15 protein-coding genes are annotated in these 12,252 nt (G+C 46.3%); 1 reads left to right on the forward strand and 14 read right to left on the reverse strand.

From position 1 onward, the window contains the following. Positions 1–74 precede the first annotated feature (74 nt). Entirely contained in the window at positions 75–944 is an 870-nt protein-coding gene (locus GRF59_RS13850; RefSeq protein ID WP_160498320.1) for a YitT family protein, read from the forward strand. A gap of 166 nt (positions 945–1,110) precedes the next feature. On the opposite strand, the gene GRF59_RS13855 is transcribed toward GRF59_RS13850, so the two are convergent. The 14 genes from GRF59_RS13855 to hisC all read right to left on the reverse strand — a co-directional run bounded on the left by GRF59_RS13855 (position 1,111) and on the right by hisC (position 12,246). Beyond that, complete coding sequence (locus GRF59_RS13855; RefSeq protein WP_160498321.1) at positions 1,111–1,980, reverse strand: sporulation protein YpjB; 870 nt, start codon at positions 1,978–1,980, stop codon at positions 1,111–1,113. A 53-nt stretch (positions 1,981–2,033) separates the two neighbouring features. Then, on the reverse strand, positions 2,034–2,666 hold the full coding sequence (locus GRF59_RS13860) for a DUF1405 domain-containing protein (RefSeq protein ID WP_160498322.1): 633 nt from the start codon (positions 2,664–2,666) through the stop codon (positions 2,034–2,036). Positions 2,667–2,798: 132 nt separating this feature from the next. Continuing rightward, the gene (locus GRF59_RS13865; protein WP_160498323.1) at positions 2,799–3,677 is read right to left on the reverse strand and encodes a menaquinol-cytochrome c reductase cytochrome b/c subunit; all 879 of its coding nucleotides are present in this window, start codon (positions 3,675–3,677) and stop codon (positions 2,799–2,801) included. Positions 3,678–3,696: 19 nt separating this feature from the next. Further along, on the reverse strand, positions 3,697–4,368 hold the full coding sequence (qcrB, locus tag GRF59_RS13870) for a menaquinol-cytochrome c reductase cytochrome b subunit (protein WP_160498324.1): 672 nt from the start codon (positions 4,366–4,368) through the stop codon (positions 3,697–3,699). A 15-nt stretch (positions 4,369–4,383) separates the two neighbouring features. Further along, positions 4,384–4,926 carry a Rieske (2Fe-2S) protein gene (locus GRF59_RS13875; RefSeq protein WP_202128687.1) on the reverse strand — a complete coding sequence of 181 codons (543 nt, stop codon included), beginning with the start codon at positions 4,924–4,926 and terminating at the stop codon, positions 4,384–4,386. A 171-nt stretch (positions 4,927–5,097) separates the two neighbouring features. Then, positions 5,098–5,535 carry a DUF2487 family protein gene (locus GRF59_RS13880; RefSeq protein WP_160498325.1) on the reverse strand — a complete coding sequence of 146 codons (438 nt, stop codon included), beginning with the start codon at positions 5,533–5,535 and terminating at the stop codon, positions 5,098–5,100. Positions 5,536–5,736: 201 nt separating this feature from the next. Next, positions 5,737–5,916 carry an IDEAL domain-containing protein gene (locus GRF59_RS13885; RefSeq protein WP_160498326.1) on the reverse strand — a complete coding sequence of 60 codons (180 nt, stop codon included), beginning with the start codon at positions 5,914–5,916 and terminating at the stop codon, positions 5,737–5,739. Positions 5,917–5,938: 22 nt separating this feature from the next. After that, on the reverse strand, positions 5,939–6,445 hold the full coding sequence (locus tag GRF59_RS13890) for a gamma carbonic anhydrase family protein (RefSeq protein WP_160498327.1): 507 nt from the start codon (positions 6,443–6,445) through the stop codon (positions 5,939–5,941). Positions 6,446–6,488: 43 nt separating this feature from the next. Continuing rightward, on the reverse strand, positions 6,489–7,622 hold the full coding sequence (locus GRF59_RS13895; RefSeq protein ID WP_160498328.1) for a hypothetical protein: 1,134 nt from the start codon (positions 7,620–7,622) through the stop codon (positions 6,489–6,491). A 90-nt stretch (positions 7,623–7,712) separates the two neighbouring features. Continuing rightward, the gene (locus tag GRF59_RS13900; protein WP_160498329.1) at positions 7,713–8,300 is read right to left on the reverse strand and encodes a histidine phosphatase family protein; all 588 of its coding nucleotides are present in this window, start codon (positions 8,298–8,300) and stop codon (positions 7,713–7,715) included. 39 nt (positions 8,301–8,339) lie between these two features. Further along, on the reverse strand, positions 8,340–8,942 hold the full coding sequence (locus GRF59_RS13905) for an anti-sigma factor (RefSeq protein WP_160498330.1): 603 nt from the start codon (positions 8,940–8,942) through the stop codon (positions 8,340–8,342). After that, entirely contained in the window at positions 8,939–9,532 is a 594-nt protein-coding gene (locus tag GRF59_RS13910; RefSeq protein WP_160498331.1) for an RNA polymerase sigma factor, read from the reverse strand. The genes GRF59_RS13905 and GRF59_RS13910 overlap by 4 nt, the downstream gene beginning before the upstream one ends. A 493-nt stretch (positions 9,533–10,025) precedes the next feature. Beyond that, positions 10,026–11,120 carry a prephenate dehydrogenase gene (locus tag GRF59_RS13915; RefSeq protein ID WP_160498332.1) on the reverse strand — a complete coding sequence of 365 codons (1,095 nt, stop codon included), beginning with the start codon at positions 11,118–11,120 and terminating at the stop codon, positions 10,026–10,028. A gap of 28 nt (positions 11,121–11,148) precedes the next feature. Then, on the reverse strand, positions 11,149–12,246 hold the full coding sequence (hisC, locus tag GRF59_RS13920) for a histidinol-phosphate transaminase (RefSeq protein ID WP_160498333.1): 1,098 nt from the start codon (positions 12,244–12,246) through the stop codon (positions 11,149–11,151). Positions 12,247–12,252 lie beyond the last annotated feature (6 nt).

Raw genomic sequence — 12,252 nt, forward strand, 5'->3', positions numbered from 1 at the left:
CCATAAGGAAAAAGGTATACTAAGGATGGAGCGAAGAACAAATTCTTGCTACTTTTAGCAATGCGAGGGGTTTCATGAGTTCAACTAAATGGTTTGCGCCAATGAAAATGGTTTTGCCGATTATTCTCGGAGCTGCGATTTATGCTTTTGGACTGCTGTATTTCATAATACCCAATCAATTGATGGAAGGCGGCGTTACCGGTATTACCGTGCTTCTGAACTATGCGTTTGCCATACCGCCAGCTCTTTCGACACTACTGCTTAACATTCCGCTCTTTCTGATCGGATGGAAAATTCTTGGCGGGAAGCAAATGATATATACGGGTGTAGGCATCGCATCATTGACCCTTTTTCTGTGGTTATTCGAAAAAATGATCCATGCCGGTTGGATTACCCCTTTCCAAACGGAACGTGACTACATACTTGCTTCCCTTTACGCAGGCGTAACGCTGGGGGCAGGGCTCGGCATCGTATTTCGTTTCGGCGGAACGACAGGCGGTTCGGATATCATTGCGCGAATCTGCAACCGTAAATTCGGCTGGAGCATGGGACAGGTTATCCTGGGCATTGATATCATTATCATCGGGGCCTCCCTTTTCTTTATCCCTAGAGAAAGGATACTTTATACCTTTGTTGCCGTGTTCATATCATCGAAAGTCATTGATTTCATTCAGGAGGGAGCGTACGCTGCCAAAGCGTTTACCATTATAAGTGATCACGCACCTGAAATTGCCGACCTGATTACGGTGGAGATGGAACGCGGTGTAACCCTAATTCCTGCGATAGGTGCCTACTCCAAACAGGCCAAACACATGGCATACTGCGTAGTCGCCAGACATGAAATACGACGATTGAATGAGATTGTCAAATCCATAGATCCACGAGCGTTTGTCATTATTAATGATGTTCACGACGTACTGGGCGAAGGTTTTAAGGAAACCTAATGTCTCCATGCACATGAAAAGCTCCGCTGAACGAAACGTTCAGGGAGCTTTTGTATTTTGTAAACCGGATCTTGGTTGCCATATCCTCGTCGCTGCTTACGAATCTCATGAATGAAGATGCATCAGCATGAGATCTCGCTTCTATAAACATCATCCGATGTTCCTGCTACCATTTCGGTGATATCTTCTTGAAGCTGTCCCGTTCTCCCCGATATTTCCGGTAAGCCGTGTATGCCAGTATGATGATGATAAAAGCGCCCGCCCATAATACCCATGGCCAGGACCCATCCACCTGATCCAGCGGAGCAAGCGCAGGATAATCCTTTTTCTTGCCGAACAGGCCATTAAACATCTCCTCGCCCTGCCCGATCATTTTCTCGATCTCTCCCGGTTTGGGAGTCACTGCGTTTACCAGCCCTCCCGCATAGGAAAGCCATGAATCCACCATCGTGACATCTGCAGGCTTACGTTGAATAATCACGGCCGGCCGGATGATCTCATAATGATTCTGCAGACGTTCATACGCCTCTTTTACAGCCAGGATATCACCTTTGTCCAAGTTTGCTTTCATCTGACTGAGTTCCTCACGAATCAGCTTGTAATACTGCATCCACAGTGATTGTTTCGGATTGCTCAGACTGTCGGCAGCTATTCTCAGCTTGGCGGATGCCGTAATCCATTGCTGCGGATCGATCCGTACTCGCGCAAAAGCTTCCTTCATTTCAATGATACTCTCTGATAACGCGTGCATCCCCTCCACTGTGGTCAACTTTTGCAAGGATGAATTCTCGAAAATAGAATCGATCTGTTGAAGATCCTGATGGACGAGATTCGTGTTCCCTGCAAGCACATGCTGATATAATTGCTCCACGGTCGAGCTCAGTACTTTGGCTTGCTCCACTGCTTCTGCTGATTTTCCGGAATCCAGATTCGCACCATAAGCATGAATCTTAACAGGCTGAATGGTGATGCATATCGCTACCAACAAAGGAAACAGCCAGAGATTAGGTTTAAATATCGAATAACTCCGCCGCATAGGACATCCCTCCTACCGTAAATGTATGGCAGAAGGGATGCATGTAGAACAAGCTAAATGGTTTTGCGTTTGGTCATCCGGAGGACAAGCCATGCCAGCAATACGCTAAACGCCGTTAAACCTAGTGTGAAATTCTGGACATTCAGGATATCATCCCGAAGCTCGTCCGGTAGCCAAGGATAAACACCATATGTATAATCCACTATGTCATTTAAAAACGTCCATGCCGCAGCCGGAATTACCATAATAGCCCCGAAACGGAAGAAACGTACAAACAATAAGGCTTCAATAGCCATCGTAAGATGCGATGCGACCAGCATCCAATCTTGCCACACGAGATGATCACCTTGCGCAGCACCGGCAAAAATGATGCTTACCGCCCATATCCCATACTTCACGGATGTAACTACGGCGAGTGACTCCATCAAGAGACTGAAACCCTTAAGCGCTTGCGATTTAGGAGGGTATAACAGAAAGAGAATCGCAATGGTAAAAAATAAACTTGCCGTCGGGCTATCCGGAACAAAGATAACCTGCCAAATCGCATAATTGGCAATGGTATATTCCATTTGTTCTCCATACCACATATAACCGTAGATGGTTCCGACCAAGTTGCACCAGAAAAAAAGCCATAACATGAACCGGTTTGTCAAGAATGCACGGCTCCAGAAAAAAGAAATGGACATGTTCGTCCCTCCTCCTGACGGTCTTGAGATGAATCCCGATCATAACCTCGTTATTCTGAACAGTGTATCGTCTAATATTTCCAAAAAAACCTGATCGCTTTCACGATCAGGTTTTTGGTAAGTATATTCGGCTTATTTTGCTTCAGCCTTTTGTTTGGAAAGCCAATCTGCCAAATTATCTATGTCTTTGTCAGTCAGGCCAGCAGCGATTGCACTGTCATACATCGCAGGCATTTTGCCTTCGTAACCTTCTTTGATAATTTTCATAATAGCGTCCTTATCATGTTTGTCGCCGACACCGCGAAGCGATGGACCGCTGGCACCCTTCATATCAGCAGCGTGGCAGGAAATGCAGCCAGCTTTCTTGAAGGATTCCATAGCCGGATTATCTTTATCCACAATCGCAATTTCCTTTTGTTGATTGCCGCTTGTGGTAGGAAGACCCTTAGCCCGGTTCTCAGCCGCTTTTTCTTCACGTTGAATGTTCTCTTGAACTTGACCGGATTCAGCCATTTCCACTTTGTAATGATGCCATGCACTATTGGTCAAGTACACGACAGCAACCAAAGAAAGGAGCATTAATGAAGAAGCAATCGGTCTGCGATAGAAACGGCGTTCTTTGCCGGTGTCCAGGAATGGAGCGAGCAGCAAGGAGCCGAATGCCACGCCACTTACACCGATGGTTCCAAGCACGATATAACTGCCTGATGCGTATGGAAGCTTCAAGTATTGATACAAGAACAAGAAGTACCAGTCCGGCATCGGAATAATGGACGCACTTGGATTCGCCGGGAACCATAATGGAGCAGGCTCAGCGATCGTCAGTACCAGGAAACCTACGAGTACAACGACACCTACCATCCATTCTTTCAACAGAAAGTTAGGGATGAACGCTTCCGATTTGCCAGGAAACGCCGTGTAGTCCGGAGGAGTAATAAATCCGCCGCCTCTTTTAACGCGGGAATCACCCACATACACAACTTTTTCTTTCGAATCTTTTCCGTGTGCCATCGATATTCCTCCCTTCTTATTATAGTGGACCGGAAATGCCCTGTCTGCGGATCATGATAAAGTGTCCCACCATCAGTACGAGCAATACGGCCGGGAGGAAAAACACGTGCAGTGCGAAGAAGCGCGTCAGCGTTTCAGCACCTACAATGGTACCGCCCTGCAGGAATTCCTTGATAATTGGTCCTAGCCAAGGCACGGAATTCGCAATTTCCAGGGTAACCTTTGTAGCAAAGTAAGCTTTGTTATCCCAAGGGAGCAGGTAGCCTGTAAGGCCAAGACCCAGCATAACAAAGAAAAGAAGCATACCAACAACCCAGTTCATTTCACGAGGTGCTTTATACGAACCTGTGAAGAACACGCGCATGGTGTGCAGGAACATCATGACGATAACTAAGCTCGCGCCCCAGTGGTGCATACCGCGAACGATTTGGCCGAAGGCCACTTGCGTTTGCAGATATTCAACACTGTTGTAAGCGTTGATGATGTCCGGTACATAATACATGGTCAGGAACATCCCTGACAGGATTTGAATGACCGTGATAAAAAACGTCAATCCGCCAAAGCAGTATACGAATGCGGAGAAATGATGCGCCGGGTTAACATGCTCAGGCACTTCATGGTCAGCAACGTCTCTCCAAATCGGCGTGACATCAAGACGTTCATCAATCCAGTTGTAAACATTCTTAAACATCCGAATTTACGCCTCCTATTTCACTTCAGTGTTTGGCTCAAGTTGTCCCAAATATACCCAACCGTCTTTTTCTTGCAATTTGTACGTGTCGAGTGGTTTAGGAGCTACAGCCAAGTTCTTGCCGAGTTTGGTGTAACGTGCGCCGTGACATGGGCAGTGATACTCATCCGGGAAATTTTTATCATTGTTCCAGCCGACTGTACAGCCCAAGTGCTTACAGATCGGAGACAGGGCATAGATTTTCCCTTTTTCATCCTTACGAATCCACGCTGTTAATGTCGCCTTGCTCGCATACCATCCATCCTGCTGTTGGAGTTCAAAAGTGAATTCTTGAGGCTCGTCCGTAATTTTACTTGTTTCTACGACCTTAATGAATTCGCCTTCACCTTTTTTATGCAGAATCGGATCAACGGCAAACCGCAACATTGGCAGGACAGGTCCCATTGCCAAGAATGCAGTTGAACCACCTAAAGTATAAGCCAGAAATTGTCGACGGGACATTTCTTTACGCCCGGGTGGTTTGCCAGATGGATCATGGTGGTCATTTTGGTTGCTCATAATGTCTTCAACCCCCTTTGTCAACCAATTCTTTAAGTGCTTTCAATGATTATTATCACACGACTTACTAGGACATTCTAATAATATATTAGCCTTATAAGACCGTCAAGAATATCCAGATCTTTTTGTTATATAGATGAAGATTTACCCAAATAAATTGTTGATATTCTGTCACATTTGCGTAAGGTGTGCCGGATTCCATAAATTCTGGATTTTCGCCTGCACGGCAGCCGTCAGCTCTTTTCCCTCCTGTTCATTCATTGCAAGCCGCGATAGAATCAGGTCCGCTTCAGGAAGCTCCTCTTCCCTGAGCATACAATCAGCCGACATCACCACGACATGCTTGAATCCGGTACCCTTCACGTTTCGGCAAATTTCATTGAAAAGCGATAGATCTTGCTGCAATCCATATTGGAATGCGGGATATGTAATCATTCTTCCCTTAAACGGAATTTCGACCAGATCCATGAAATCACGCAGCCGCTCTAGGGCAGCTGTTGCCTGCATCGGATTCTCCATGCCGGTTAGACCGGTGTAGGGGATGAGACAGGTGTCGAAATAGGGCTGCAGTTCCTGCCAGGAAGCCTCATCCACTTCACTAAACTTCATTTGTTTCATCCTTCCATCATTTTTCTCCATTATATTTCATATTATGCCAAGACTGAAGTAAAAAAACTAAAATCTCCGTATTATCACAGGGGTGATGGGGATTTTAGTGAGAAAATTTTTTTGCAGATCACGAAGTGCATCTTTGAATACTATCTTTCTGATAAAAAAAGAGATGCAGTTTCCTGCATCCCTTTCTGTTGTTCAGTTCAGCAACCTCAGTTCATCCGTAAGATTGCGGAAAGTCGATTCGTCTCCGGAGGCAAGCGCCCGATCAATTTCTCGGTATAGCTCCTCACTCCGGTGTTTGCGCAACGCTTCGTCCCAAACCATTTCAGCCGCCAGCCCCAACATGACTTCATACGTAGCTTTCATTTTATCCATAGGATGCACCTCCAAGCTTTGTTTAGAAGATCCTATACTCCTTCCCCTTCTCCACGTAATTTTGAGTAGTGCGATACATTCTTTGCAAATCTGCTTCCGTTAATTCACGGACCACTCTCGCAGGAGAACCTAAGGAAAGCGTATAGGGTGGTATTTTTTTGTTTTCAGTAACGATTGAACCTGCTCCTATTAAAGCATATTCTCCAATTTCGGCGCCGTTCAATACAATGGCCCCCATGCCGATTAATGTACCCTTACCTATCGTACATCCGTGAATGATTGCCGAATGCCCCACGGATACATCATCGGCCAGGATCAGCGGCTCGTCCGTATTCACATGCCCAACGGTTCCGTCTTGGATATTGCATCGTTCACCGATGACTATGGGTGCCATATCGCCCCTCAGTACGGCGTTGAACCAAACACTCGAGTCCATTCCCATCTGAACATCACCGATAATTTTTGCACCCTCGCCCACATAGACCGAAGGATGAAGTTTAGGCATTTTTTGGCCATATCGTATTAGCATTGTTCATCACTCCTAACTTTGGGAGTGATTTTAACAACACTGCTCAGGTCTTGTCAATGGACGCATGCAGCGTACCCCCGCCCAAAACTGAGCTTTTCCCTGCCACCTTTTGGCCCCATGCCGTCATCTGCATGACCATGCCATGCTCCGGGCTTTGCCCGATTCGCACCAGGCCCAAATGAAGCATCATCCCCAGGATTCGATCGTTCATTATGGACTCGGCCGTATCGTAGTAGTATGGCTTAATCAGCCATCCGATAGCCTCATGCAGGGATGAAACCGTTACCCACTCTTTTGCGCATTCGCTTGTCCAATAAACCAATGAGGATAGGTTGGGCACGGCTTGCTTATAAAGTCTTAACCAGAAACGAAAAATTTGTACCATGCTCTCTTGCATTCCGCCATCTAGAATCTCAGATCCTTTAGCGGTTAATCGAAGTCTTAACCCGTCTTCCGCAATATATCCATGGTAATAAGCAAAATCGTATAGTAACGCAAACCGGCTTGGATAAGAGCTGAAGGTCCTGCCGTAGCCAAAACGCCAGCCGCCCTTCGAGACCAATGGTTCACTCACATGAAGCATCTCCATGATTTGCATCTGGTGACGTCGATACATCACCGATTCCTGGTTAAGTTCAATGTCCTGATCCTTTAAGTAACGCAGAAACAACAACAAATCATCAGCGCACAGGTTCTGCTCTTCCCTGTAAACTTGGGGTTCGCCCGTCAGTATGATTTGATCACGAAGATTCTTTCCCAACTGATGTCTAAACCTATCCTTCAGATCATTAGGCATTTGGAACAAAAATTTAGTGTTTTGAGTCATTCCGTTAAATAGCCAACCGCTTCGCTTGAAACGCGCAATGGCTTCCCTCGGGCTTTCCGTCTTCCCTTTGTCCTTCTCTTCATGCTCAAATGCCGTTTGAGTAATCAATGCCTGCAGCTCTTCCAGACTGTAAGAATCACGGGTATCGAACAAAAGGGTGTTCAAAAACCGCAAATCCTTTGCCGAGCAACTGCTGACCTGTTGTTCAATGAACTCCCTGCGGCCTAGCATAACCAGAATGCTCTGGATCAGTTCATGCTTTGAATTCCGTTTGCACTCGCATTCGTAATGCTCCGCAATGGTTGTCAGCTGGCCGATATCCGCGTATGTCAGCATATCCGCTAAATTCATTCTGATCGCCTCGCCGTTTTAATACCATTATGGGAATTATTACAATTTTTATTCGGTAAAGACAAAAAAAATAACCCGAACTAGTTCGGGTTATGCCTTGTTTTCTAAGAGATGCCGTGTGCAGTTATAAAGGAGTGGGACCCACTCCAAATCGTTCTTTTCCAGAATCGTCAAGGACAAATTACCTATCCTCTCCGTATAACGATCCTTATACAATGAACGGTAAAGTTGAGCTAAAAAGCCGCCATGCGTGATGACCAGCATATTTTGCCCTGGATGCGTATTCCACATATCTTCCATAAATGCAAGGCCGCGTGCCTGAATCTCAGCGTCCTTCTCCTGACCCAGCTCCTGCTGGTTCCACTCACGTCCCCATTTGCTCTCCCTTTCCGCAAGGGTAAGTCCTTCGACCTGTCCGAAAGAGCGTTCATTCAGTCTGGAATCCGGTTCAAGCATAGGAATACGGAGTTTCGAAGCGATGATTTCCCCTGTTTCTTCGGCCCGCGAGAGTTTGCTGCTGATCACAAAATCCCAAACATATTCTTCATTCTGCAAGCGCTCAGCCAAAAGCTCGGCTTGTTTTCGACCTTCATCATTAAGAGGGATATCACTTTGACCCTGAATTTTGCCGAGCATGTTCCAGTCCGTCAAGCCGTGACGGATTAAGCCGATTTTCATATGCGACCCACTTTCTGTCTGATGTCCGGGAACAACGTTCTATTTTCGCATGTGGCTCAATCTTCGCAGAGAAAACAAAGCCATCGCAACACCTAGCACCGATAGAATCATCCAATACTGCGGATGGGAAGGTCCCATACCCACAACAAAAGGCTCGATTATTCCGCTGTTCACTGCAGGAATATCATAACTGAAATGATCTGATACCAAAGTCGCATGACCGGCGATTCCGGTTGGCAATATGCCCGTTGCCGCCTCGGCGGTTTCTTTTACCTGCGGTCTGTTCATAACCATAAAATAGAGTATGCTGCAAAGGAAAACCATAACAAAACCTGCGATCCACAGGGAGAGATGTCTTCTGGCCACTGCCGGTACATCAAAAGGCTTGCCTTGATCCGGGATTAGCCATGGAGATTCGCGATAAATCCGGTCCATGACATTCCGGTTAATCTCTTCAGCGAGCTCTTCGGATGGCTCTTCCTGCAAATCCATCATGAAGCTGCGGCTTTCCATCCATAACTCAAAATCGGCCGTGCAGTCGCTGCATGTAGCCAAATGCTCCTCCAGCAGCCGCCGTCTTGGATCATGCTCTTTCATATCCGGTACGAGTCCGAATATTTCTTGAGCCTCATCGCAAGTCATCTGCTTTTCATCCCTTCGTATTGTTCATAGTTATTCTCATAAAAATACGGTTCCAGTTGCACCTTGACACTGGATCGGGCTCTAAACAGCAACGATTTGACCGAACTAACACTCTGTCCCAAAATATCAGCTATTTCCTGATAATCCAGCTGGTCATATTCCCTTAAAATCAAGGCAGAACGCTGTTTCTCCGGCAAATTGTTGATGGCCTCGCGGACAAGCTCCACCTTCTCACTACGCAGAATGGCTTGTTCCGGGGCAATCTCTGCCGGCGCGACCGGGATAACCCCGCTTTCCTCCAAGGGAACATGAGCGCCTCTTTGCTTTCTCAGCTCGCTGAGCACGGTATTGCGTGCAATCGTATACAACCAAGTCGAGAATGATGCATCTACTTCCCGGAATGAGTGCAAGCTGCGAAAAGCTTTATAGAATGTCTCGGAGCATAAGTCTTCGGCCATGAGCTCCATGTGTGAGCTTTTAAGCATATGATAAACAAAAGCCAAAATTTTCCGTTGATAACGGCGCATTAATTCAGAGAAGAGCTCGACATTGCCCTTCTTGATCTCCCTAATCATCTGGGAATCCGTCATTTTTATGTAACCTCCTCGCCCGTACAAAGCGTCCCCGTTCGATTCGGTTGTATATTAGTACCGAACAGGTTATAAAAAGTTGCGGTCCATCTTCACGTTGGCGCCTTTCGTCACGCAAACCTATGTATTGGCATATTCCCCAACGATTCTATTAAAATACCTTTCTCATTGTATCATATTAACGATTGATAGTCAGTTAATCCTTGCACATGTTGCCGAAATTTGCGTCAGAATAGCGATTTTTTCCATCATAAAGATATAATCAATATTCTATTAGACGAAACAAAAACTTAAAATGTTACTATAATAATCATTTTTTTATGATCATTTGTCTGAAAAGAGAACAAAAAAAACCACCCTATAAAGGGTGGCTGCACATAGTGCCATTTATTTGGATAGGAGTGGAGAGAAACCATACTGTACTTTTATTATATGTATACGTTTTCATTTTGTCAACCCCATATCCAAACTTGATTTGTAAACGGTTTATGGACTACAGCGAAATGCTGTAGTCCATATTGTTCAGAAGCTCTTTAGCCCGCTCCATATCCGTTTCCTGGCGGAAAGACAACCTCATGATACCAGGCACATCTTCCCTGCTCTCAATAATCTGCATATTGCTGAGGTTGATATGATTCATCCCTAGCTCTGTTGCAATTCTGCCGATGATACCAGGATGATCCGGTACGTCGATGTACAGATCAAAAGAGGATGTGATTATGCCCTTACGGCTCTCGGGAAGCTCGCTTCGGAAATCATTGGCTTTGGCAAACGCTTCGGTAATGCCATCCCCATCTTCAGCCTCAAGCATTTGAACAAAGGATTCGATCCCTTCGTTCCAATCCGATAACATTTGAAGCATAATCTCACGATTATTGAGCAATATATCACGCCAAATGACCGGATCGCTGGAAGCAATCCGCGTAATATCCCTGAAACCACCCGCTGCTAGCCTGCGGTATAGAGAGTTGGTTTCGTTGTAATCACACACCTGATTGACCAGCGCAACCGCAATAATATGCGGGAGATGGCTGATGGCGCCAACAATTCTGTCATGCTCGACCGGATTAACCTTCACAATCTGAGCACGCGTATACGTCAGCAAATGCACAAGGGATTCATACACCTCATCCGGTAAATCGGCAGGAGGCGTCAATACATAATACGCGTTCTCGAACAGCAGCGGCGTCGCCGCTTCGACTCCTGAACGTTCCGACCCCGCCATAGGATGGCCGCCAACAAAGTAGACATCCTGAAGTTGTAGCTTCGCTGCCGCAGATGTGATGCTCGCTTTCGTGCTCCCCACGTCCGTAATGACGCAGCCTTTTTTTAGCGGCAATGTGCTGAGTTTCGTTAAATACTCATCCAATTTGCCTACCGGTACACACAAAAAAATGAAGTCGGCATCAAGTGCCGCTTCCTCTATGGACAGCGTGGCTTCATCGACAACACCACGGCTGATATATTTTTCTGCAGAGACAGGACGATGGGCATGGCCCACGACGGTAATCCCTGGCTTGCCTTTGAAACAAAGCGCCAGAGAACCGCCGATGAGTCCCACTCCGAAAATAGCAATTTTCGTAGTCATGTTACCTCACTTGATTATTCGCATCCTATTACACTTGAGCCTTTTGTTCTTCCAATACCTGGTCAAGAGCATGAATAAATGCTTTATTTTGTTCCTCGGAACCTACGGTCACCCGGATATGAGTAGGGTATTTACTGTGACCCGCTCTGATGATGATGCCTTTGCGGAGCAATGCATCGAATATTTCTCCTGCCGGTTTACGTACGTCCACCATAATGAAATTGCCGTGTGCAGGGAAATATTCAAGCCCAAGTCGGTCAAACTCTCCCTGAAGCTGTAGAATTCCGGCAGCGTTAGCTCTGCGGCAACTTGCAATGTACTCTTGGTCCTTTAACGCTGCTTTAGCAGCCGCCTGCGCAACCCGTGTCGTATTGAACGGTTCGCGAACCTGGTTGATCAATTTAATGACATCAGGCTGCCCGATGCCATAGCCGATCCGGAGCGAAGCAAGACCGTAAATTTTGGAGAACGTGCGCAAAATGACAACATTCGAATATTTTTCGAGATATGGAATGCTGTTTGGGTATGAAGGGTCCGTAACATACTCACAATAGGCTTCATCCAAGACAACCAATACATTCGCGGGAACTTTATCCAGAAAAGCGGTCAACGCTTGCTCGGACAAAATCGTACCTGTCGGATTGTTCGGATTGCATACCCAGATCATTTTCGTACGTTCATTGACCTTCGCCAGCATAGCATCCAGATCATGGGTTCCATGAACCAGCGGCACTTCGATGCTGACAGCCCCTTCGATATCCGCGTTGCTTTTGTATACCGAGAAGGTTTGATCTGCCATGATGGTTTCATCCCCAGGCACGAAGAAAGCTCGTGCTAGCAGAGCAATGATCTCATCAGATCCGCAACCAAAAATAATTTGATTGGTGTTCACCCCAAGAGTCTTCGCAAGATCAGCAGTCAGTTCGACCGCTCCGCCATCGGGATAAATGCTGATATTCTCGAGCTCTGCCAGAATCGCCTCTTTTACTTTGGGAGACGCTCCGTACGGATTCTCATTCGAAGCCAGTTTGATGACTTCATCAAGGCCCAGTTCTCTTTTTACATCTTCAATCGGTTTCCCAGGCTGATACACGGGAAGATTGACAATATGGGATTTTGGTTTCATGATAAC

Source organism: Paenibacillus dendrobii (assembly GCF_009807035.1).
Taxonomy (GTDB): Bacteria; Bacillota; Bacilli; order Paenibacillales; family Paenibacillaceae; genus Paenibacillus_AQ; species Paenibacillus_AQ dendrobii.